Annotated in this window: 23 protein-coding genes; 9 read left to right on the top strand and 14 right to left on the bottom strand. The window is 74.4% G+C overall.

The window, feature by feature from the left end:
- Positions 1-214: 214 nt before the first annotated feature.
- From ACI79P_RS19730 to ACI79P_RS19720, 3 genes are read left to right on the top strand one after another with little or no spacing between them, the layout of a single operon-like run.
- Positions 215-559: a PadR family transcriptional regulator gene (locus ACI79P_RS19730; protein ID WP_456582760.1), complete on the top strand. Its 345-nt coding sequence runs from the start codon at positions 215-217 to the stop codon at positions 557-559.
- A gap of 10 nt (positions 560-569) precedes the next feature.
- Complete coding sequence (locus ACI79P_RS19725; protein ID WP_456582759.1) at positions 570-812, top strand: hypothetical protein; 243 nt, start codon at positions 570-572, stop codon at positions 810-812.
- A complete protein-coding gene (locus ACI79P_RS19720) occupies positions 752-1,135 on the top strand; it encodes a hypothetical protein (protein WP_456582758.1) in 384 nt (127 codons plus the stop codon). Before ACI79P_RS19725 ends, ACI79P_RS19720 begins: the two co-directional genes overlap by 61 nt.
- A 15-nt stretch (positions 1,136-1,150) precedes the next feature.
- On the opposite strand, the gene pgm is transcribed toward ACI79P_RS19720, so the two are convergent.
- From pgm to ACI79P_RS19700, 4 genes are read right to left on the bottom strand one after another with little or no spacing between them, the layout of a single operon-like run.
- Entirely contained in the window at positions 1,151-2,785 is a 1,635-nt protein-coding gene (gene pgm, locus ACI79P_RS19715) for a phosphoglucomutase (alpha-D-glucose-1,6-bisphosphate-dependent) (protein ID WP_456582757.1), read from the bottom strand.
- A 38-nt stretch (positions 2,786-2,823) separates the two neighbouring features.
- Positions 2,824-3,261 (bottom strand): VOC family protein, encoded by a 438-nt coding sequence (locus tag ACI79P_RS19710; protein ID WP_456582756.1) that lies wholly within the window; start codon positions 3,259-3,261, stop codon positions 2,824-2,826.
- Positions 3,258-4,112: a helix-turn-helix domain-containing protein gene (locus ACI79P_RS19705; RefSeq protein ID WP_456582755.1), complete on the bottom strand. Its 855-nt coding sequence runs from the start codon at positions 4,110-4,112 to the stop codon at positions 3,258-3,260. The genes ACI79P_RS19710 and ACI79P_RS19705 overlap by 4 nt, the downstream gene beginning before the upstream one ends.
- 49 nt (positions 4,113-4,161) lie before the next feature.
- Positions 4,162-4,611, bottom strand: coding sequence for a DUF4190 domain-containing protein (locus ACI79P_RS19700; RefSeq protein WP_456582754.1), 450 nt, complete (start codon positions 4,609-4,611; stop codon positions 4,162-4,164).
- 226 nt (positions 4,612-4,837) lie between these two features.
- Between ACI79P_RS19700 and ACI79P_RS19695 the strand changes: the two genes are divergently transcribed.
- Positions 4,838-6,052 (top strand): DUF222 domain-containing protein, encoded by a 1,215-nt coding sequence (locus ACI79P_RS19695; protein WP_456582753.1) that lies wholly within the window; start codon positions 4,838-4,840, stop codon positions 6,050-6,052.
- Positions 6,053-6,078: 26 nt separating this feature from the next.
- Here the strand turns inward: ACI79P_RS19695 and ACI79P_RS19690 are convergent, their stop codons facing one another.
- Genes ACI79P_RS19690 through ACI79P_RS19680 form a run of 3 tightly spaced genes read right to left on the bottom strand, consistent with a single transcriptional unit; the run spans position 6,079 to position 8,538 of the window.
- Positions 6,079-6,414, bottom strand: coding sequence for a YnfA family protein (locus ACI79P_RS19690; protein ID WP_456582752.1), 336 nt, complete (start codon positions 6,412-6,414; stop codon positions 6,079-6,081).
- Positions 6,411-7,247, bottom strand: coding sequence for an alpha/beta fold hydrolase (locus ACI79P_RS19685; protein ID WP_456582751.1), 837 nt, complete (start codon positions 7,245-7,247; stop codon positions 6,411-6,413). The genes ACI79P_RS19690 and ACI79P_RS19685 overlap by 4 nt, the downstream gene beginning before the upstream one ends.
- A gap of 43 nt (positions 7,248-7,290) precedes the next feature.
- On the bottom strand, positions 7,291-8,538 hold the full coding sequence (locus tag ACI79P_RS19680) for a DUF3152 domain-containing protein (protein ID WP_456582750.1): 1,248 nt from the start codon (positions 8,536-8,538) through the stop codon (positions 7,291-7,293).
- A gap of 222 nt (positions 8,539-8,760) precedes the next feature.
- Here ACI79P_RS19680 and ACI79P_RS19675 point away from each other — a divergent pair, with 222 nt between their 5' ends.
- The 3 genes from ACI79P_RS19675 to ACI79P_RS19665 all read left to right on the top strand — a co-directional run bounded on the left by ACI79P_RS19675 (position 8,761) and on the right by ACI79P_RS19665 (position 12,570).
- Positions 8,761-10,503, top strand: coding sequence for a helicase (locus ACI79P_RS19675; protein ID WP_456582749.1), 1,743 nt, complete (start codon positions 8,761-8,763; stop codon positions 10,501-10,503).
- 62 nt (positions 10,504-10,565) lie between these two features.
- Positions 10,566-11,906, top strand: coding sequence for a DNA polymerase IV (locus ACI79P_RS19670; RefSeq protein WP_456582748.1), 1,341 nt, complete (start codon positions 10,566-10,568; stop codon positions 11,904-11,906).
- A 49-nt stretch (positions 11,907-11,955) separates the two neighbouring features.
- Positions 11,956-12,570: a class I SAM-dependent methyltransferase gene (locus tag ACI79P_RS19665; RefSeq protein ID WP_456582747.1), complete on the top strand. Its 615-nt coding sequence runs from the start codon at positions 11,956-11,958 to the stop codon at positions 12,568-12,570.
- Positions 12,571-12,677: 107 nt separating this feature from the next.
- Here the strand turns inward: ACI79P_RS19665 and ACI79P_RS19660 are convergent, their stop codons facing one another.
- From ACI79P_RS19660 to ACI79P_RS19650, 3 genes are read right to left on the bottom strand one after another with little or no spacing between them, the layout of a single operon-like run.
- Complete coding sequence (locus ACI79P_RS19660; protein ID WP_456582746.1) at positions 12,678-13,565, bottom strand: hypothetical protein; 888 nt, start codon at positions 13,563-13,565, stop codon at positions 12,678-12,680.
- 32 nt (positions 13,566-13,597) lie between these two features.
- Positions 13,598-14,944, bottom strand: a complete 1,347-nt coding sequence (locus ACI79P_RS19655) for a CoA transferase (RefSeq protein WP_456582745.1) — start codon at positions 14,942-14,944, stop codon at positions 13,598-13,600.
- Positions 14,941-16,152: a PucR family transcriptional regulator gene (locus ACI79P_RS19650; RefSeq protein WP_456582744.1), complete on the bottom strand. Its 1,212-nt coding sequence runs from the start codon at positions 16,150-16,152 to the stop codon at positions 14,941-14,943. Before ACI79P_RS19650 ends, ACI79P_RS19655 begins: the two co-directional genes overlap by 4 nt.
- A gap of 92 nt (positions 16,153-16,244) precedes the next feature.
- Here ACI79P_RS19650 and ACI79P_RS19645 point away from each other — a divergent pair, with 92 nt between their 5' ends.
- Complete coding sequence (locus tag ACI79P_RS19645; protein WP_456582743.1) at positions 16,245-17,354, top strand: ferredoxin reductase; 1,110 nt, start codon at positions 16,245-16,247, stop codon at positions 17,352-17,354.
- A 25-nt stretch (positions 17,355-17,379) separates the two neighbouring features.
- Entirely contained in the window at positions 17,380-18,579 is a 1,200-nt protein-coding gene (locus tag ACI79P_RS19640) for a fatty acid desaturase family protein (protein WP_456582742.1), read from the top strand.
- Positions 18,580-18,649: 70 nt separating this feature from the next.
- Here ACI79P_RS19640 and dnaB read toward each other — a convergent pair whose 3' ends face one another.
- The 4 genes from dnaB to ACI79P_RS19620 all read right to left on the bottom strand — a co-directional run bounded on the left by dnaB (position 18,650) and on the right by ACI79P_RS19620 (position 22,079).
- Positions 18,650-20,020, bottom strand: coding sequence for a replicative DNA helicase (gene dnaB / locus ACI79P_RS19635; RefSeq protein WP_456582741.1), 1,371 nt, complete (start codon positions 20,018-20,020; stop codon positions 18,650-18,652).
- Positions 20,021-20,785: 765 nt separating this feature from the next.
- Positions 20,786-21,232: a 50S ribosomal protein L9 gene (rplI, locus tag ACI79P_RS19630; RefSeq protein ID WP_456582740.1), complete on the bottom strand. Its 447-nt coding sequence runs from the start codon at positions 21,230-21,232 to the stop codon at positions 20,786-20,788.
- An 11-nt stretch (positions 21,233-21,243) separates the two neighbouring features.
- Positions 21,244-21,480 carry a 30S ribosomal protein S18 gene (gene rpsR / locus ACI79P_RS19625; protein WP_014378671.1) on the bottom strand — a complete coding sequence of 79 codons (237 nt, stop codon included), beginning with the start codon at positions 21,478-21,480 and terminating at the stop codon, positions 21,244-21,246.
- A gap of 104 nt (positions 21,481-21,584) precedes the next feature.
- Positions 21,585-22,079: a single-stranded DNA-binding protein gene (locus tag ACI79P_RS19620; RefSeq protein ID WP_456582739.1), complete on the bottom strand. Its 495-nt coding sequence runs from the start codon at positions 22,077-22,079 to the stop codon at positions 21,585-21,587.
- Position 22,080 lies beyond the last annotated feature (1 nt).

The raw sequence follows: 22,080 nt of genomic DNA, 5'->3' as shown, positions 1-22,080 counted from the left end.
GCCTGGGACGCGCGGCTGGAGGCTCTCGTCGTCGACGCGCTGGTGCGGGGCGAGCGTTCGGAGGAGCTCTCCGGGCGGGCCGCGGCGCTCGGCTGGGCCGGGGGGGCCCCCCCCCCCCCCCCCGCCGGGGGGGCGCCCCCCCCCCCCCCCCCCCCCCGTGGGTCGCGCCCTGAGTAGCTTGCGCGCCTGACTAGTCGTCCGTACCGTCCACCGCGTGACGGAGGAGCGCTGGCCCGGGGAGTGGCTGCGCGGCGTGCTCTCGCTGTGCGTGCTGCGCGTCGTCGCCGACGGGCCGACGTACGGCTACGCCATCGCCGCGCGCCTCGCCGAGGCCGGGCTGGGATCGGTGAAGGGCGGCACGCTGTACCCGATCCTGACCCGGCTGGAGGCCGAGGGGCTGGTCTCCTCCTCCTGGGCGGCCGGCGACGGCGGCCCCGGGCGCAAGTTCTTCACGCTGACCGCCGCCGGTGGGCAGGCCCTGCAGGAGCGCGCCGGCCAGTGGCGCGTGTTCACCGAGCGGGCCACCGGCCTGCTCTCGTCCCCGTCCGTCCCCGTCTGAGGAGCCCGCCATGGGGAAGCTGCTGAACGGCACCGAGCAGGCCTGGTGCGACGACCTGCTGCTGCGCCTGCGCCTGCGCGACGTGCCGGGCACGCGGATCGGTGAGGTGCTCGCCGAGGTGCAGAGCCACGTCGCCGAGACCGGGGAGCACCGCGCGAGGCCTTCGGCAGCCCGAAGCAGTACGCCGACGAGGTGGCAGCAGCCCTGGGCATCCGCCCCGCCGGCCCGCTCGCCACGCTGCGGGGGACGCTGACCGGCTGGGACGTGCTCGTGGCGCTGCTCACCGGGCTGGGCGGGTTCGCCCTCGCCGACGGGCTGTGGTCACTGGCCGCGGGTGACGCGTCGCTGCTGGGGCTCCCCGCCTGGGCGGTCGCCGCGGCCGGTGCCCTGGTCCTGGCCGCCTGCACCGCGCGCTTCGTCCTCGCCGCACGGCGGGGCGAGGACGCCGACCCGGTCCTCGACCCGCGCACCGGCGCCGACATGGCGCCGTTCACCCGCGGGCAGGTGGCCCTCCTGGCCGGCGTCCCGGTGCTGCTCCTCGCGATGACGGTGGTCGGCGGGCTGCTCACCCGCTGACCGGCGGGCCCGGCGTCAGCTCCCGAGCGCGGTCGCCACGACGGCGCGGGCCTCCTCCTGCACCTGCGCCAGGTGCTCGGGGCCGCGGAAGGACTCCGCGTAGATCTTGTAGACGTCCTCGGTGCCCGACGGTCGGGCGGCGAACCAGGCGTTCTCCGTCGTCACCTTGAGGCCGCCGATCGGGGCGTCGTTGCCCGGGGCGCGGGTGAGCTTGGCGGTGATCGGCTCGCCGGCCAGCTCGGTGGCCGAGACGTCCTCCGGCGAGAGCTTGCCCAGGGCCGCCTTCTCCGCGCGGCTCGCCGGGGCGTCGATGCGGGCGTAGGCCGACTCCCCGAAGTGGTCGGTCAGCTGCTTGTGCAGCCTGGACGGCGACCGCCCGGTCACGGCCTGGATCTCGGCGGCGAGCAGCGCGAGGAGGATGCCGTCCTTGTCCGTCGTCCAGACCCCGCCGTCGCGGCGCAGGAAGGAGGCGCCGGCCGACTCCTCGCCGCCGAAGGCGACCGACCCGTCGAGGAGGCCCGGCACGAACCACTTGAAGCCGACTGGGACCTCGACCAGCCGCCGGTCCAGGTCCTTCACCACCCGGTCGATGAGCGAGCTGGACACCAGGGTCTTGCCGACGGCGACCTCCTTGGCCCAGCCGGGGCGGTGGCTGAGCAGGTAGGCGATCGCGACGGCGAGGAAGTGGTTGGGGTTCATCAGCCCGCCGTCGGGGGTGACGATGCCGTGCCGGTCGGCGTCCGCGTCGTTGCCGGTGGCGATCTGGAACTCGTGCCGGCGGTCGACCAGCGAGGCCATCGCGTGCGGGGACGAGCAGTCCATGCGGATCTTGCCGTCCCAGTCCAGCGTCATGAACCGCCAGGTGGGGTCGACCAGCGGGTTGACGACGGTGAGGTCGAGCCGGTGGCGCTCGGCGATCGCCGCCCAGTAGTCGACGCTGGCGCCGCCCAGGGGGTCGGCGCCGATCCGGACGCCGGCCTCGCGGATCGCGTCCAGGTCGACGACGCCAGGGAGGTCGTCGACGTAGGTGCCCAGGAAGTCGTAGCTCTGCGCGGCGGCGCGCGCCTGCTCCACCGGGACGCGGCGGACGCCGCTGAGGCCGGCGCGCAGCAGGTCGTTGGCCCGCCCGGCGATCCAGCCGGTGGCGTCGGTGTCGGCGGGCCCGCCGCTGGGCGGGTTGTACTTGAACCCGCCGTCGCGCGGCGGGTTGTGGGACGGGGTGACGACGACGCCGTCCGCCAGGCCCGACTCCTTGCCCTGGTTGGCCCGCAGGATCGCGTGGCTGATGGCCGGGGTGGGGGTGTACCGGCCGCCGGCGTCGACCAGGACGGTCACGTCGTTGGCCGCCAGCACCTCCAGCGCCGTCGTCCAGGCCGGCTCGGAGAGCGCGTGGGTGTCGCGCCCGAGGAAGAGGGGCCCGTCGAACCCCTGCGCGGCGCGGTACTCGCAGATCGCCTGGGTGGTGGCGAGGATGTGCGCCTCGTTGAACGCCGCGTCGAGCGACGACCCGCGGTGCCCGGAGGTGCCGAAGACGACCTGCTGCGCGGGTTCGGCGGGGTCGGGCTCGACGGTGTAGTACGCGCTGACCAGCGACGCCACGTCGATCAGGTCGGCGGGCTGGGCGGGCTGTCCGGCGCGGGCGTCGCTCATACCGGTGATCTTGGCGTCCGCGCCGGTCCCGCGCGAGCTCAGCCGGTGCGGCGGGGCTCGCCGCGGTAGGTGCCGAACTGCCAGAGGTTGCCCTCGGGGTCGCGGACGGCGAAGTCGCGCGACCCGTAGTCGGTGTCGTACGGCGGCCGGACGATCTCGGCTCCGGCGGCGACCGCGCGGGCGTGCACGGCGTCCGGGTCGGCCGTGACCACGTAGCAGCCGGTGGACTCCACCGGCCACTGCCCGCCGTCGTCACGGACCGAGCCGAGCATGACGCCGCCGCCCTCGGGCCAGTCGAGCTGGGCGTGGTCGACCCGCTCGCCGTCCCCGTAGGTGGCGGTCTCCTCGAAGCCGAAGGCGTCCACGAGGAAGCGGATGAGCGCCCGGGCGTCGCGGGCGCGGAAGGCGGGCCACACCTGGGGCGGCGGGGCCTGGCCCGCGCCGGGTGTCTCTGCGGTGGTCATCGGGTTCGTCATGCGCCCGAGAGTGCCGAGTCCAGCGCGGAGGTGTCTTGCACGTATCCGAACTCCGCCGCCAGCCAGCGGGTCGGCGCCAGCCCGGAGAACGCCCGCCACTCCCGGGTCAGGTGCGCCTGGTCGCTGAACCCGGTGGCGACGGCAAGCCCGGCGAGGTCCGGCGACAGGCCGCGGGAGGCGCGCCGGGCGAGCCCGCGGCGAGCCCGGTCGAAGCGCACCACGCGGGCGGCCTCCTTGGGCCCCAGCCCCGTCTCGGCGCGGAACCGCTGCTCGAGGTGCCGGGTGGACCAGCCGACCCGGTCGGCCACCTGCGAGACCAGCAGCCGCCCGCCGCCCGCCGTGGTCAGCCGCCATGCCTCGGCCACCTCGACCGGGCCGGCGTCGTCGTCCCGCAGCCGGCGCAGCAGTCCGTCGTCCAGAGCCGCGAACCTCGCCGCCCAGCCCTCGGCGGCGCGGACCCGGGCGAGCAGCTCCGCACCGGCGGGGCCCAGCAGGTCCGCCAGGGCGACGTCCACCGAGGCGAGCGCGCCGGCCGGCACCCCCAGCAGGGCCCGGGCGCCGAGCGGGCTGAGGGAGAGCTGGATGCCGGCCTGCCGACCGGGGTGGACGATCCGCGCCGGGCGGGTGTGCAGCCCGCCGACGAGGGCGTCGAACCGGCCGGGGGGCTGCGCGGGATCCGGGTGCGCGGCCAGCTCCAGCGGGTGGTCGAGGGTGAGGACGACGGTCAGCCAGGGGGAGGGGAGGCCCAGGTGCTCCCCCGGCGGGAAGCCCTCGTGCCGGTAGCCGACCGCCGCAGCCACGTACGGGCGCAGCGCCGGGTGCGGGCGGTGCACCACCGACTCCTGCCGCACCCGGCCAGGATGGCAGCGGAGCGGTCCGGGTTCCAGGGCTCCGCCGGGTTCAGTAGCCGGCGGTGGACGCGATCCCGAACACCAGGAACAGGGCGAAAAAGGCCACGCCGATCCAGCCGAGGACGATCCCCGCCGTCGCCATGCCCCCGCCGGCCTCGCCGCGCTCCTGGATCTGCCGCTTGGCGAGGTAGCCGAAGACGAGCGCCAGGATGCTGCCGATCCAGTACAGCCAGAGGATGCCCAGCACCATCGACGCGATGGCCATGCCGTTGGTGCGCTGCGGCGGCGCGTACGGGTACCCGCCGTAGGGGGGCTGGCCGTAGGGCTGCGCGTAGGGGCCGGGGTACGGCTGGCCGTAGGGACCGGGGGCGGGCGGGCCGTAGGTCCCACCGCCGGACGGCGGCGGGCCGCCGTGGGGAGCGGGCTGTTGGCCCCACGCCGCCGGGGCCGGCCGGTACGGGTCGTCGGCGCCGGGGTGGGTCGGACCGGGGTACGTCATCTGCTCGCTCCTGTGGCTGCCGCGCCGGGAGCACGTCCCCGGCGGTCGCACCATCGTGGCGGTCGGCGGTGACGCTGCGGGTTCGGCGCGCGGCAGGACCACCCCGACTGGGGAGCGCCCGGACGAGGCGCGTGAGCGGCACACACCTTCTGACCTGCGGTTTCTGTCGTACCCCCGGCCTAGTGTCGGGGTGTCGGAGGAGGTCCTGGCGGGAGGGAGGCAGCCGGTGTCCGAGCTGCGTTCTGCCCTGGACGAGCTGGCGTCGATCGACCTGGGCGGGCTGTCGGATGACACGCTGCTGGACCTGGTCGGTGAGCTGAGCACCGCGGTCAACCGGGTCACCGCGGCGCTGACCACCGCCGTGCGCGCGGCCGATCGCCGGGAGGCCTACCGCCGCGACGGCGCCGTCTCCATGAAGGCTTGGCTGCGGGGTAGCTGCCGCATGGCCCCCGAGCAAGCCACGACGACGGTCTCGACGGGCCGGCGGCTCGAACAGCTCCCGGAGACCGCGGCAGCGTTCGCAGCCGGGGCGATCAGTGCGGCGCATGCCCGGGTGATCACGAAGGCCATGACGCCTGGCCGGATCGCCAAGGCCGCCGAGATCGGTATCGACCTCGGCGAGACCGACGGCATCCTGGCCGACCTGGCCCGGGCCACCGCCCCGAACGAGACCGCTCGGGGCGTCAAGGAGTGGGTCGCCGGGGTGGATCCCGACGGGACCCTGGACGACGCCGCCGACGTCCGCCGCCGGTTCACCATGGCGTCGGGGCTCGACGGGCGGGTGCACCTGCGCGGTGACCTCGATGCCGTCGGCGGTGAGTACCTGCACAGCGCGCTCACCGCACTCATGAACGGCGACCGCCCCGCCGGTGACCTCCGCTCCCACGCCGAGCGGCAGGCCGATGCGCTGGTCGCGCTGGCTCGCGGGGCTCTCGACGGCGGCTTGCTCCCCGACGTCCGCGGTGAACGGCCGCACGTGCGCGTGACGATCGACTGGTTCGCCCTGTGCGCCGCCCGCGGCGCTCCCGGCGTGGCCGGCGGATCCCTGGGCTGGGCCGGTCCCATCAACCCCGAGACGGCACGCCGGCTGGCCTGCGACGCCGGCGTCGCCCGCGTCATCACCGGCCCCGACGGGCTGCCGCTGGACGTCGGGCGCGCGCAGCGGACCGCGTCGGCGGCGATCCGCCGGGCCGTCGAGGTCCGCGACGGGCACTGCGTCTTCGCCGGCTGCGACGCCCCGCCGGAGTGGTGCGACGTCCACCACGTCGTCCACTGGGCGCACGGCGGGCCGACGAGCTGCGACAACGGGGCGCTGCTCTGCGAACGGCACCACACCAGCTGCCACGAAGGCGGCTTCACCCTCCGCCGGGATCCCGGCACGAGCCAGTGGCGCACCTACCGGCCCGACGGCACCGAGATCCTCAGCCGCGCCGGCCCCTGACTCACCGGCGGCACCGCCGCTGACCGCTATGCGCCGCGCGGGGCGTACATGATCACCGCGACGCCGACGAGGCAGATCAGCGCACCCACGACGTCGTACCGGTCGGGGCGGAACCCGTCGACGACCATGCCCCAGGCCAGCGAGCCCGCCACGAAGACACCGCCGTAGGCGGCGAGGATCCGGCCGAAGTGGGCGTCGGGCTGCAGCGTGGCGACGAAGCCGTAGAGCCCCAGCGCGATCACCCCCGCGCCGATCCACAGCCAGCCGCGGTGCTCACGCACCCCCTGCCAGACGAGCCAGGCACCGCCGATCTCGGCGACCGCCGCCAGCGCGAACAGCAGGAGCGACCGGGTGACGGTCACTCCACCGCCTCGAGGAACCGACGCAGCGTCGCGAGGAAGATGTCGGGCTGCTCGGAGTGCACCCAGTGCCCGGCGTTCTTCACCTTCACCAGGCGCGTGGAGGGGAAGAGCGCATCCATGTGCGGCCGGTCCTCCGGGAGCACGTAGTGGGAGTTCGCCCCGGCGATCCAGAGCACCGGCCCGTCGAAGGTCGCGCCGGGCGGGGGCTCGGGGAAGCCGCGCAGCTCGCCGAGGTCCCGCTCGAGGAGCTCGAGGTTCAGCCGCCAGTGCCAGCCGTCGCCCTCCTCCTCCCGGCTCAGGCTCTGCAGCAGGAAGCTGCGCACCATCCGGCTGGGGACGGCGGCGCGCAGGGCGGCCTCGGCGTCGGCGCGGGACCCCAGCGCCTCCAGGTCCACCGCCCGCATCGCGGCGATGAACGCGGCGAACGGCGAGGCCTCCTCGTCGGGGTCCTCGGTGCGGCCGCCCTGCAGCGGGTACTCGACCGGTGCGATGTCGACCACGACGAGCGCCCGCAGCAGCTCCGGCCGGCGCAGCGCCAGCTGCATCGCGACCTTGCCGCCCATGGAATGCCCGACGAGCGTGGCCGGCTCGCCGAACGACTCCAGCTCGGCGGCGAGCATCTCGGCCATGTCCACGTAGTCCACCCGCTCGGTCCACGGGGAGTGGCCGTGGTTGGGCAGGTCCAGGAGGGTCACCCGGTGGTCGTCGGCCAGGCCTTTCGCGATCGTCGTCCAGTTCTTGCCCTGGCCGAACAGACCGTGGACGAACACCACGCGCGGGCCGGCCTCGCCCAGCGTCCGGGCGTGCAGGACTTCCTCGGGGTTCTCCGTCACCCGGCGATTCCACCAGAGCGTGCGGTGCCGTGCGGCTCCGCGGTCAGTCGAACACGACCTCGGTCTCGCCGGTCGCGTCGTCCAGGGTGATGTGACCGCCCTGGAAGTCCGTCCGGCTGCCGCCGGCGACGTCGTAGACACCGCTCACCGGGTAGCCGAGCTGCCCCAGCTCCCAGCCGGTCTCCCCCCAGCGGGACCAGATCGGCCCGTAGACCTCGTGCGCCCCCGTGCTCGGCGTGAAGTAGATCGAGGCACCGCCAGGCCGGGAGAAGTTCTGGTACCGGCCCACCCCGTCCGGTGAGCCCCGCTCGCCGGTGATCGGGTAGCCCAGCGGACCCAGCTCGTACGCCAGCGACCCGTAGTGCCCCCGGATCGCGCCGTAGATCTCGTGCGCCCCCGTCGCCGGCGTGAAGTAGATGGTCCCCGGGCGCGAGAAGTTCTGGTACCGCCCGACGCCGTCCGGTGAGCCGCGTTCGCCGGTCGTCGGGTAGCCCAGCACCCCGAGCTCGTACCCCAGCGACCCGTAGTGCCCGCGGATGGCCCCGTAGATCTCGTGCGCCCCTGTCGCCGGACTCCAGTAGATCGTCGCCGGGCGGGCGAAGTTCTGATACGCGCCGACGCCGTCCGGCGAGCGCTGCTCCCAGTCCACCGGCACACCCAGGATCCCGCCCTCCTGGCCCAGAGCCCGGTAGTGCGCCTCGATCGCCGACCAGCCGACGGAGACCCCCAGCAGGGAGCCCGCCCGCTCGCGCTCGGCGATGACGGGCCACACGTTGGCCCGGCAGCTCTGCAGGGAGATCGACTGCTGCTGCATCACCCACGCCGTCCGGCCGGCGGTGGGGCAGTCGGTGTGCCCCAAGCCGATCCAGTGCCCGACCTCGTGGTTGATGACGTAGCGCTGGTAGGTGTCGATGCCGTGCGGCCACGACGCCGTGCCGAAGCGCCACCGCTCGTCGTTGATGTAGACCGAGCGCCCCACCCGGCAGCTCCACTGGGCGCTGCATCCCGGGGAGGCGGCGGCGATCACGGACGGCGACGCCAGGATGAGGTCGAACTCGCTGCCCGAGCCCACCTGCTCGAACGCCACGGTGCCACCGAGACTCCACCCTCGCGGGTCGTTGAGCGCATCGCGGGCCACGGTGGCGAAGTGGCCCAGGTCGCCGACGACCGTGCCGCGCGTGGACACCGTGTAGGTCACGGTCCGCTCCGCGGCCGAGGCGACGGCGGGCTGCAGCACCACGGCCGCCACGGCGACGAGGGCGGCGAGCAGAAGACGCAGGGCTCTGGTCATCGGGTCCTCCCGCGCGGGCATCGCTGCCCAGGCGTCGCATCCGGACCGGCGGACGACGGGAGACCGATCGAGCGCCGGCTGCTGTCACCGACCGGTCTACCGCATCCGGGCAGCCCGGTGGCATGTCGATCGCGTGACGATCCGAGGACGGCGCGCTGGCCGCCTGCCCGGGGCCGTCACCCCCGGCCTCTACGGTGCCGGAGGATCGACGGGGGGATGGCCATGCCAGGACGACGCCGGAGCGCGGGCAGCAGCCGCAGCACGGGCGGCAGCACGCGCACGCGCCGGACGACGGCGACCCGGAAGGCCTCCCCACGGAGGCCGGCGCCGAAGAAGACCGCTCCCGAGCTGCCCACGGCCGGTCCGGGCGAACGGGTGTGGGTGCTCGCCGTGCCGTTCCGCGCCCCGGCTCCGGGAGCCGTCTGGCACGCCGGGCTGCAGGCGCACGTGTGGGTCGGCCGGGCGCTCCCGCCCGAGCTCGCGCCGTACGACCCGCCCGCCTACAGCCTCGAGCGCTTCCTCGAGGACGAGCTGAACGATGCGCCGCGTCCGCTGCCGGTCACCCCCGCGCTCGTCCCGCGCCCCCAGCAGGAGGAGGGCGCCGTCGTCGTCGCCGCGCACGCCGCCGCGGGCGGGCGGGTCTTCCTCCTCGGCGACGACCCGGGCGTGGGCAAGACCGGGACCGCGATCCTGGCGGTGCACGAGATCGCCGCGCAGCGACCGGTGCGCACGGTGCTGGTCATCGCCGACCGGCCGGCCGCCATCACCATCCCGCACTGGGCGCGCTCCATCGCCGGGTTCGGCGACGGCGGGCTGCGCTGGTGCGTCACCACCTGGGATCGACTGGGCAAGGTGGCCAGGCTGCGGTTCGACGTCGTCGTCGCCGACGAGGCGCACATGGTGCGGCACACGACCACCCAGCGCTGGAAGCACTGGAAGGCCGTCTCCGGCGCCGCCCGGGTCAAGGACACCCCGTACGTGCTCGCCGCGACCGCGACGCCGGCGCACACGCCGCTGGAGCTGCCCTACCTGGGGCCCGAGTTCGCCGCCCGGCACGGGGAGTCGATCAAGGAGTGGGCCGACCTCCCGAAGGCGCTGGAGCGGCACACGTTCCACGTGGAACGCGGCCGCTACGGCTGGCAGTGGACCGAGGACGCCGACGCGCGCCGGGCGGACCTGGCCCGCCTGCAGTCCTGGCTCGCCGACGCGGATCCGCCCGCCACGCTGCACCGTCCCGCGCCGTGGGGGCCGGTGTCGGTGACCGGCACCCCGGTGCTGCTCACCCCGGCCGAGCGGACGCAGTACGAGGCGGAGTGGTCGGAGTTCCGGGCGGAGATGCAGCTGGCGCGGCGCAGCCGGCAGACCGCGCGAGGCCGGGCCGCCCTGCTCCGGTTCCGCCAGAAGGCCGGGCTGATCCGTGTGCAGGCCACGGTCGACTGGATCAAGGCGCAGGTCGAGGCCGAGCGGCAGGTCGCGGTGTCGGTGGAGTTCGTGGAGACGGCGGCCGACCCGATCCGTCAGGCCTTGCTCGACGCGGGGATCCCGGTGGCCGGGATCTACGGCCGCGACCGGTTCGACGTCGAGGCCGAACGGTTGCGTTTCCAGCGGGGGGACGCCGCGGTCTGCGTCTTCACCGTCACCGCGTCGATCAGCCTGCACGCCGGGGAGCTGCTGCCCGACGGGTCCACGGCCTCGGAGATCCCGCGCGTGGGGCTGTTCCACCAGCCGCGCTTCTCCGGCATCCAGGCCCGGCAGGTCACCGGGCGCACCCACCGCGACGGGCGCTCCTCGCCGTGGCGGGTGGCCTTCGCCGCCGACACGGTGGAGGAGCAGGTCGCTCGGGTGATGGTGGAGCGGCTCGCGGTGAGCGGCTCCACGGCCGGCGCGGACACCTCCTCGTTGCGGGAGATCGCCGAACTGCTCGACGCCGACTGGCTGCCCGCCGCCGCCCTGACCGAGGGCTGAGCCGGGTCGGTCCGACGGGGCCGGATGCCCCCGCGGGCGCCGGCCGGGCGATCATCGGTGGCATGAGGCGGGAGGCGAGCATCCTGCACCTGGACCTCGACGCCTTCTTCGCCGCGGTCGAGCAGCGGGACAAGCCCTCGCTGCGCGGCCGGCCGGTCGTCGTCGGCGGCGTGGGCGGCCGGGGCGTCGTCGCCACCGCCTCCTACGAGGCGCGGGCGTACGGCGCGCGCTCGGCGATGTCCACGGCGGAGGCCCGCCGGCGCTGCCCCGCGGGCACCGCCTTCCTCGGCGGCCGGTTCGCCGCCTACCGCCGCACCTCCGACGTCGTCATGGATCTGCTGCGCGAGCTCTCGCCCCTGGTGGAACCCGTCTCGATCGACGAGGCGTACGTCGACCTCGCCGCGGGGCCCGGGCACGACCTCTCGGTTTCCGGTGTGACGGAACTGGCCGAGAGGCTCAAGGAACGCATAGCCGCTGCCACCGGCGGGGTCACCGGGTCGGTCGGCATCGGCAGCTCAAAGCTGATGGCCAAGATCGCCTCCGACCTCAAGAAACCCGACGGCCTCGTCGTCGTGCCCCCGGGCGGCGAGCTCGACCTCCTGCACCCGCTGCCGGTCACCCGGCTCGGCGGCGTCGGCCCGGCGACGGCGGAGCGGCTGCACCAGGTCGGCGTGCGGACGGTGGGCGACCTCGCCGCCAAGTCGCTCCCCGACCTCGTGGCGCTGGCGGGCCGCGCGCACGGCGCGGGGCTGCACGCCCTGGCCCGCGCCGAGGACGACCGCGCCGTCGTCCCCGACCGGGAGGTGAAGTCGGTGTCGCACGAGGAGACCTTCGAGCGGGACCTCACCGACCTCGCCGTGCTGAACCGCGAGATCGACTCGATGGCGGCCCGGGTGGGGAGCCGGCTCCGCGCGTCGGCCTACTCGGGGCGCACGGTCACGCTCAAGCTCCGCCGGTACGACTTCACCACGATCACCCGCTCGCAGACGCTGCCGCAGCCGACCGACGACGCCCGGCTGATCGGCGCCACCGCCCGACGGCTGCTCACCGAGGCCGGCACCAGCGGCGGGCTGCGGCTGCTCGGCGTCGGGGTCTCGGGGCTCTCGCTCTACGCGCAGGGCGATCTCTTCACCGCCGAGGACGACGAGACCGGTGAGGAGGCCGCGGCGCCCGAGCCGCAGGCGACCGCGGAGCCGCCGCTGCCGGTCGAGAAGCGGTGGTGGCCCGGCCAGGACGTGCGGCACGAGGAACTCGGCGCCGGCTGGGTGTGGGGCCGCGGCCTGGGCCGGGTGACGGTGCGCTTCGAGGGGCCGTTGACGCCGCCCGGGCCGGTGCGCACGCTGGCCGCCGACGACCCGGCGCTGCGGCCCACCGACCCGCCCGACTGGAGACCTCCCGCATGACGCCCGCCCGGTCCTGCGCACCGGGCACCCCGACCTGTAGAACGGCTCCATGGCCGCACGCCCCGAACCCAGCGCCTGGACCCGCATGACCCAGGAGGACCCCTCGCACTCGACGGCCTACGTGCAGCGGTTCCGCACGCTCGCCGAGCAGGGGATGGACCTGGTGGGGGAGGCGCGGCTGGTCGACGCGATGCTGCCGCGCGGATCGCGAGTGCTCGACGCCGGCTGCGGCCCCGGGCGGGTCGGCGGGTACCTGCACGAGGTGGGGCACCGGGTGGTGGGGGTCGACGTCGACCCGGTGCTCATCGCGGCGGCCGAGGAGGACCACCCGGGCCCGCGGTGGCTGGTCGGCGACCTCGCCGAGCTCGACCTGCCGGCCCAGGGCATCGACGAGCCCTTCGACGCGATCGTCAGCGCCGGGAACGTCATGGCGTTCCTCGCGCCGTCGACCCGCGGGGCGGTGCTGCGGCGGTTGCGCGCCCACGTCGCCCCCGAGGGCCGCGCCGCGATCGGTTTCGGTGCCGGACGCGGCTACGACTTCGACGAGTTCCTCGCCGACGCGCAGGCGGCGGGCTGGGCGCCCGACCTGCTGCTCTCCACCTGGGACCTGCGGCCGTTCACGCCCGACTCGGAGTTCCTGGTCGCGCTGCTGCGCCCCGCCTGATCCCGCGGGGAGCGCCGTGCGGCCGGCCAGGGTCATCGGCGGGCCGCACGGCGTACCCGGTGTTCGCACGTCGGCCGCCCGGCGGATGGCAGCTGCCTCCGGGGCGCTCAGAGCCGCCCGTTGGCCCGCAGCAGCACGAGGGCCTGCACCGTCCGGTGACCCCGCCACTCGAGCGCCGCCGCGGGGGAGAAGCTGCCGAAGTCCACCGCCCACCCGCCGTCGGCCTGCTGCCCCTCGGCCAGCCGGTCGAGTTCGGCGTCCACGACGCCGGGGCCGAACAGGGTCCGCGCCGGGCCGCCGGGCAGGGGCGCGAAGTCCAGCGGCCGCATGTACTCGTCGACGGCGCCCCCGGCCACGTGCAGCCGGCCGTCGTCCGGGACGAAGGCGGACAGCCGCTCCACCAGCCCCGCCGCCTCCGGCCGGGCCGCGGCGGCGGCGTCGAGGAACCGGACGGCGAAGGCCAGCTCCATGGCGTGGGTGCCGCCGTCCACCTCACCGATCGCGTCGAGGCAGTAGCCGGTCGCCCGGTCCAGCCACGGGTGCCGGGCCACGGCCGGGTCCCCTGCCGCGACCTGGTGCGCGGTCGCGGCGACGACGGCGGTGATCTGCAGCGACGACCGGGTCGGGTCGGCGCCGGTCCAGAACGGGGCGCAGGCGGCCGGATCGGGGACCGGCAGCGCGAAGGGCAGCCCGCCGTCGGGCAGGCTCACCGCCGCGAGCCAATCGCAGAGCTCGCGGGCCCGCGCCGTGGTGGCCGGCGTGACGTCGGCGAACACCTCGAGCGCGTGCAACGCCCCGCCGGGCTGGCTGGTGGCCGAGCGCAGGTCCGGCTCGAGCCCCCACCCGTAGCCGCCGTCGGCGTTGCGGTAGCCCTCGACGGCGGCGAGCACCGGCTCCAGCGGCCCCCCGTCGAACAGGAACTCGAAGCGGCGGCGGTCCAGCACCCGCCCGGCGCTGGCGAGGAACCCTGCGGCGGCGGTCAGGTCGACGGTCACCGCGTCAGCCTGGCGGATCGGCGGCCGGGTCGTCAGGGGAGCCAGCGCGGCCGGGCGTGGGGCGGCAGCAGCGCCCCCGTCGGCCGTGCAGGTGCACCCGGTGGCGCCACGACGGTCACCGGCCCGGCCGGCGACGGGAGCTCGACCAGCCACGGCCCCGGATCCGGTGCCGGCCCCGGCGGTTCGTCGGCCGGCCCGGCCGCGAGCAGGTGGTGCGCCGTGGCGGCGAGGGAGAGCTCGGCGCACCAGCCGCCGCCCTCGTCGCGCTGGCGACGCAGCAGGCCGAGGACGGCGGCCGCGGCCAGGTGCCCGGTCGCGTGGTCGAGCGCCTGCACGGGCAGCGCACCGGGCGCGCCGCCGTCGCCGTAGAGCACGGCGATGCCGGTCGCCGCCTGGACCAGCGAGTCGAACCCCCGACGGCTCCCCCACGGCCCGCGGGTGCCCCACGCCGACAGGCGGGCCACCACCAGGTGCGGGTGGCGCCCGGCCAGCGACCCGGGATCGAGACCGTGCGCGTCGAGCGCTCCCGGCCGGTATCCCTGGACGACGACGTCGGCCCCGGCCAGCAGCTCCTCCACCCGGCCGCGGTCGTGCCGGTGCGCGAGGTCGAGCAGCACGTGCCGCTTGCCCGCGCCGGTGTCGAGCAGCAGCCCCGGGTCGTCGGGTGCGCGCGGGGAGTCGACCCGGAGGACGTCCGCACCCTGCGCGGCCAGCGCCCGCGTGGCGACGGGGCCGGCGATGACGCGGGTCAGGTCGAGCACCCGCAACCCGCGGAGCCGCACCCGGCGTCCCGGGTGCTCCGCCGTCCGGGTCACCACCACCAGCGGCTGCCCGTGCAGCGCCGCCGCCTGCGGGTGCGAAGCCCAGGCCGCCGCGCTCCGGACGGCGGCCGCCGCACCGCCGGCCGCCACCACCGCCGTCTCCAGCTCCTCGGCGCGCCACTCCAGCGCGGCCGACGCCACCTCCTCGCCGAGCACCACCCGGACGGCGGCGCGGTGGCGCGGGTAGTTGCCGTGCAGCCGCACCCAGCCGTCGGCGGTCCGCCAGAAGCGCGAGAGCGGGGCGAACCCGCCACCGGCCGGTTTCCCGTGAAACCTGACGTGCCGCTCGCCGGCGAAGGAGGCGGCGACGTGCCCGGCGTCGATCTGGACCGGGGCCGGCGCACCGTCGGTGAGCGCACCGCCGTCGAGCGCACCGCCGTCGAGCGCCCGGGCGGCGAGCAGCTGGGCGGCGACCGCACCGACCGCGAGCCCCGGGACGTCGAGGGGGCCGGCCAGGCCGGTGCGCCCGTGCACCACCGGCGCCACGTCGTGCCGGTCGACGCCGACCGCCGTCCGCACCTCCTCGACCAGCCGGGCCGCGCCCGACCCGAGGGTCACCCCGGCCCACCGGGCGCCGGGGGCGCCGGCGCGACGCCGAGCGCGACGGTCAGCTCCAGCACCGTCCGCGGGTCCTCCAGGCGGGGGCCGTAGAGCTGGCGCAGCTGGGTCATCCGGTAGCGCACGGTCTGCGGGTGCACGAACAACGCCGCGGCGACCTGGTCACGCCGGCCGTGGTGCAGCAGCCAGGAGCGCAGCGTCTCGGTCAGCTTCTCCCGGGCGCTCTCCCCCACCTCCTCCAGCGGGGCCAGCGCCCGCGCCCGCAGGTCGGCCAGCGCCTCCTCGTCGGCCCGCAGCACCAGCTCGGCGAGCCGGGCGTCGGTGTCCAGGGGCGCGTCCTCGACCGCTGCCATGCCCAGGCGGAGGGCGCGCACCACGCGGCCGTAGGAGGCCTGGGCGCCCCACCAGGGCCGGGCAGGCCCGACCACCGCCCGGCGGCCGGCCAGGCCGCGCAGCAGCGCCCCGCGCGCCGCGCCCTCGGCGTCCGGCACGAGCAGCGCCGCCAGCTCGTCGGCGGGGTCCAGCCCGGGCAGGTCCTCGGCGGTCACGAGCGTGCGCGGGTCGAGGGAGACCATCACCCCGCGGACCCTGCCCTCGGGCAGCAGCACGACGGTCAGCGTGCGCGGCGGGGTCCACTCCGCCCGCTCCGCCATCTCGGCCAGCTCCCTGTGCGGGCTGCCGATGAGCAGGCCCCGCGCCAGCCGCTCCAGCTGGCGCTGGCGCACCCGGCCGCTGGAGGCCAGCTCGTCGGCGTGCCCGGCGACGCTCGCGGCTGAGAGCTGGTCGATGTAGGCGAAGACGAGCTCGGCGAACCGCGCCAGCGACATGGGGTCCAGGCCCGCGCGGACGGCGGTGGCGCTCATGTCCCGCCACGACACCCGCGCGCCGACCCGGTAGGCGGCCAGCAGCGCGTCCATCGAGCGGCCGCTGCGCGCCTCGCCGCGGCCTAGGGCGTAGGCCGCCTCGACGACGGGGCCGCCCGGCGTGCCGGCGTCCACGTTGCCCCCGACGGCGGCCAGCTGGAGGAAACCCCGCAGCGCCAGCTCGACCGCGGTTGAGATCTTGCGTCCCATGGGCCCGAGGAAAGCGTCGGCGTAGCCCGGGACGGCCACGATGATCTCCTCGACGGCGCGCTCGGCGACCGCGGGCAGCTCGGTGCGCATCGCCTCCGCCACGGCCTCCGGGAACGGTGCGGCGTCCAGCGACATCGTGCCTCCTTTGTTCTCCGGGAACAGAAGCTACCGCCCGATTCACGTCAGCGGCACAGGTATTTGGCAGGTGGACTGGGAAAACTATGTGCATGACAGCCACCGCTCCGCGCCCCGCCGCGGCTCGCACGCCGTCGCGCACGGCGCTGCGGGACAGGGTGTTCAAGCTCGCCGAGCTGGTGACCACCCCGCTGCTGCCGGTCGACTACCTGGACCTGTTCGACCCGCTCCGCTCCGGAGCGGCCCTGCGCGGCCGGATCGAGGCCGTCCAGCGGGAGACCCGCGACGCCGCGACCATCGTGATCCGCCCCGGTCGCGACTGGCTGCCGCACGTCCCGGGCCAGTACGTGCGCATCGGCATCGACATCGACGGCGTCCGCCAGTGGCGCGCCTACTCGATCACCTCGGTGCTCGGCCGGGCCGACGGCTGCTTCACCATCACCGTGAAGGCGATCCCGGACGGCAAGGTGAGCAACCACCTGGTGCACCGCGTGCAGCCGGGCACGATCGTCCAGCTGGACCAGGCCACCGGCGAGTTCTGCCTGCCCGAGCAGGTGCCCGCCAAGGCGCTGTTCGTCACCGCCGGCTCCGGCATCACCCCGGTCATGGGCATCCTGCGCAACTCGGTCGACCGACTGGCCGACACCGTGCTGGTGCACTCCGCGCCCACCGCCGACGACGTCGTCTTCGGTGCAGAGCTGCGGCAGCTGGCCGCCGAGGGCCGGATCCGGCTGATCGAGCAGCACACCGACAGCGCCGGGATGCTCGACGCCCGGTCGATCGCCGAGCTGGTGCCCGACCTCCACGAGCGCGCCACCTGGGCCTGCGGCCCCGTGGGCATGCTGGAGGCGCTGGAGGAGCACTGGGCCTCGGTGGGCATCGCCGACCGGCTCTACACCGAGCGCTTCCGCCCGCGGATCCTCGTCACCGGCGAGGGCGGCACGGTCACCTTCACCAAGAACGGGACCACCCTCGAGGCAGACGGCGCCACGCCGATCCTCGACGCCGCCGAAGAGGCCGGCGTCCTCATGCCGAGCGGGTGCCGCATGGGCATCTGCTACGGCTGCGTGCTCCCCATGCGGGCGGGCGCGGTCCGCGACCTGCGCAACGGCGAGATCACCACCGCCGAGGACGTCGGTGACGGCGTCCTCATCCAGACCTGCGTCAGCGCCGCCGCCGGCGCCTGCGACATCGACCACTGACCGAGCCCGAGCAGAGGAGCTCCCCATGACCGTCATCCAGAAGAAGCCCGACAACCCGATCGAGCGCCTCACCCCCGAGGACATCGAGCTCATCGGCAAGGAGCTCGACACCATCCGCCAGGAGGTGCGCGACAGCCTCGGGGAGGACGACGCCAAGTACATCCGCACGGTCATCGACGTCCAGCGCAAGCTGGAGCTCGGCAGCCGCGCCGTCCTGCTGTTCTCGAAGTTCCCGCCGGCCTGGGTGCTCGGGACCGCGGGGCTGTCGGTCGCCAAGATCCTCGAGAACATGGAGATCGGGCACAACATCCTGCACGGCCAGTGGGACTGGATGCGCGACCCGAAGATCCACTCCACGACGTGGGAGTGGGACATGGCCAGCCCCGCCGAGCAGTGGAAGCACTCGCACAACGAGCTGCACCACACGTACACGAACGTGATCGGCAAGGACAACGACCTCGGCTACGGCATCATGCGCGTCGACGAGGACCAGAAGTGGCACCCGATGTACCTGGCGCAGCCGCTCTGGAACTTCATCAACGCCTGCTTCTTCGAGTACGGCATCGCGGCGTACGACCTGGAGCTGGGCAAGAACCTGGCCACCAAGAAGCGTCGCAAGGACCCCGCGTTCCGCGCCGCCGCCAAGCAGGTCCTGAAGAAGATCCGCAACCAGGCCGCCAAGGACTACGTCGTCCACCCGCTGCTGTCGGGCCCGTCGTTCGTACCGACCCTGGCCGCGAACTTCACCGCCAACGTGGTGCGCAACCTCTGGTCGCACTCGGTCATCATGTGCGGGCACTTCCCCGAGGGCGTCGAGACCTTCGAGAAGACCTCGATCGAGGGCGAGACCCGCGGTGAGTGGTACGTCCGCCAGATGCTGGGCTCGGCGAACATCTCCGGCAGCAAGGCCATGCACATCATGACCGGGAACCTGTCGCACCAGGTGGAGCACCACCTGTTCCCCGACATCCCCAGCAACCGGTACGCCGAGATCGCCCCGCGGGTGAAGGAGATCTTCGACCGCTACGGCCTGAGCTACCACTCCGCCCCGCTGTACAAGCAGGTCGCGAGCGCGTGGCACAAGGTCATCCGGCTCTCGCTGCCGAACGGCTGGCTGGCCGAGACGACGCCGAAGAACGCCCCGGCGCAGCTCGCCAAGCTGTACAAGATGACCACCGGCGGGCCCAAGGTCCGCCGCGCGCTGCAGCAGAAGGCCGCCGCCTGATCCAGCGGCGCCGCTGAACGGCAGAGGCCCAGAACCGTGACGGTTCTGGGCCTCTGGCGTTCAGCCGTGTTCAGTTGGCCATGTCGACGAAGCGGCTGTAGTGGCCCTGGAAGGCGACGGTGACGTTGGCGGTCGGGCCGTTGCGGTGCTTGACCAGCATGATGTCCGCCTCGCCGGCCCGCGGGGACTCCTTCTCGTACATGTCCTCGCGGTGGATCATCATGACCATGTCGGCGTCCTGCTCGATCGAGCCGGACTCACGGAGGTCCGACAGCATCGGCTTCTTGTCCTGCCGCTGCTCCGAACCACGGTTCAGCTGCGACATCGCGATGACCGGGACCTCGAGCTCCTTGGCCAGCAGCTTCAGCGCACGGGAGAACTCCGAGACCTCCTGCTGGCGGCTCTCGACCCGCTTGCCCGAGGTCATCAGCTGGAGGTAGTCGATGACCACGAGCTTGAGGTCGTTGCGCTGCTTGAGCCGCCGCGCCTTGGCCCGGATCTCCATCATCGTCATGTTCGGTGAGTCGTCGATGTAGAGCGGGGCGTCGGCCACCTCACCCATGCGGCGGGCCAGCTTGGCCCAGTCCTCGTCGGAGAGCGTGCCGGCGCGCATGTGGTGCAGCGGCACCTTCGCCTCGGCTGAGAGCAGACGCATGGTGATCTCGTGCTTGCTCATCTCCAGCGAGAAGATCACCGCCGGCATCTGGTGCTTCACCGTCGCCGACCGCGCGATGTCGAGTCCCAGGGTCGACTTGCCCACCCCAGGCCTGGCCGCGATGACGACCATCTGGCCGGCCTGCAGACCGTTGGTGAGCTCGTCGAGGTCGCGGATGCCGGTGGGGACGCCGCGCGCGGTGCCACCGCGGGAGGCGATCGCGTCCAGCTCGTCCATCGTCGGCTGGAGCACGTCCTCGAGGCGCGAGTAGTCCTCGCTCATGCGCTTCTCGGTGACGTCGTAGATCTCCTGCTGGGCGCGGTCGACGATGTCGTCCACGTCGCCCTTGCCGCCGGCTGCGCCGTAGCCCAGCTGCACCACCCGGGTGCCGGCCTCCACCAGGCGGCGCAGCACCGCCTGCTCGGCGACGATCGCGGCGTAGTAGCCGGCGTTCGCCGCCGTCGGCGTCGACTGGATGAGCGTGTGCAGGTAGACCGCGCCGCCCATCTTCGACAGCTGGTCGGTCCGGTTCAGCTCCGCCGCGACGGTGATCGCGTCCGCCGGTTCGCCGCGCCCGTAGAGGTCCAGGATGCAGTCGAAGATCACCTGGTGCGCCGGCCGGTAGAAGTCGTTGCCGTGCAAGACCTCCACGACATCGGCGATCGCGTCCTTGCTCAGCAGCATGCCGCCGAGCACCGACTGCTCCGCCGCTACGTCCTGCGGTGGCTGCCGGTCGTACTCCGGCGCCGACGCGGACGGTCGGCTGAACTCGTCGGCCACCGCCACGGGGGTACCTCCATCTCCTTGCGGGCGCGCCCGCATCACCACCGCGCGCAGGGGAAGTACGCGAGCTCGGCGGACGGCGCCGTGCCGAACACGTGTTCGGCTCCTGCCTACCGGAGGGGGCCGACAATCCGTCGTCCGCTCGGGGGCCGGACAGGACGTTAGGAAGCCGCGGAGGCCACGTCCACCACCGGTGTGCACGCCGATCTGCACAACTTGTGGACAAGTCGGTGGACGGAGGCGTGTCGACATGTGGAGGAGTCGGGGGACAGTCACCGCGCGCCGGCCGGTCCACCACGGCTGACCTGCACGGACGCCGTGCACCGGATGTGGACGGAGAAAAGATCGCAAGAAATCTCCCGGCGTCGCACCACGAGTCACAGCGGTGACCGGAGCGGTCAGGGGCCTGCTCGGGGCCCCGGGGAGCGGCCACACCCGGAGGGACGCCGACCGGCTGCCGAGGCCCCGTGGGTGGCGGGAGCCTCCACGCACGACCGGCGTCGTCGCCCCCAGGGCGGCCGCACGGGCCGGAGAGCACCGGGTGGGCGGGAGGGGCACCCCGGGCGGGCGTGTGACCGCCCTGGGAGCGCTCGACCGCCCTGGCAGCGCTCGACCCCCGAGCCGCCGGCCGTCCGCAGGGACGGCACGACGTCGGACCACGCCGACCAGGTCGTCCCGACGGCCCCACCCGGAGACGCCACGAGGGGCGCCGGACTTCCGTCCGACGCCCCTCGTGGGCGGTGCTGTCCCGTGCGGGACAGCGGCCGATCAGCTCGCGACGACCTCGATGGTCAGCGGCGCCGTGACCTCGGGGTGCACCCGCACGGTGACGGTGTGCTGACCCGTGGTCTTGATGCTGCTGGGCAGCTCGATCCGGCGACGGTCGAGCTCCGGCCCGCCGGCGGCCGTGACGGCGGCGGCGACGTCGGCGGTGGTGACCCGGCCGAACAGGCGGCCGCCGTCACCGGCGCGCGCCGGCACCCGGACGGTCAGCCCGGACAGGCGGCCGGCCACGGCCTGCGCCTCCTCGTGGGAGGCCACCTCGCGGGCGGCACGCGCCCGGCGCAGGGACTCGACCTGCTTCTCCGCACCGCGGGTGGCCGCGATGGCCAGCCCGCGCGGGAGGAGGTAGTTGCGACCGTAGCCACCCTTGACCTCGACGGTGTCGCCGGAGGACCCGAGACCGGTGACCTCCTGCGTCAGGATCAGCTTCATCGTGCTCATGATCAGCGCGCCGTCGAGGTGTAGGGCAGCAGGGCCATCTCACGGCTGTTCTTCACGGCCGTGGCGACGTCCCGCTGGTGCTGGCTGCAGTTGCCGCTGACGCGGCGGGCACGGATCTTGCCGCGGTCGGAGATGAACTTCCGCAGCAGGGTCGTGTCCTTGTAGTCGACGTAGGTCGCCTTGTCCTTGCAGAACTGGCAGACCTTCTTCTTGGGCTTGCGAACAGGGGGCTTGGGCACCGGAGTTCTCCAGTAGTCAGATCAGGAACATCGAGGGAATGGAACGGCCTCCTCGCGGGGGCCCACACCGAGCGGAGCGAGGTGTGGGGGGCGAGGAGGTCCTCTTAGAAGGGCGGCTCGTCGGACGGACCGGCGGGGGTCGACCACGGGTCGCTCGCGCCACCGCCGCCGCCGCCGAAACCGCCGCCACCGCCACCGCCGCCGCCGAAGCCGCCGCCACCGCCGCCCTCACCGCGCGAGGCGCGGGTGACCTTGGCCGTGGCGTAGCGCAGCGAGGGGCCGATCTCGTCGACCTCGAGCTCGACGACGGTGCGCTTCTCGCCTTCCTTCGTCTCGAACGAGCGCTGCTTCAGACGACCGCTCACGATCACCCGCGACCCGCGGGTCAGCGACTCGGCCACGTTCTCCGCAGCCTGCCGCCAGACGTTGCAGCGGAGGAAGAGCGCCTCGCCGTCCTTCCACTCCTGCGACTGGCGGTCGAAGGTCCGCGGCGTGGAGGCCACGGTGAAGTTCGCGACGGCAGCGCCCGACGGCGTGAAGCGCAGCTCCGGATCGGCGGTCAGGTTGCCGATGACGGTGATGACGGTCTCGCCGGCCATG

Source organism: Blastococcus sp. SYSU DS0510 (genome assembly GCF_054050835.1).
The sequence above is the reverse complement of the archived record's forward strand: the minus strand, read 5'-3'. Positions and strand labels throughout refer to the sequence as shown.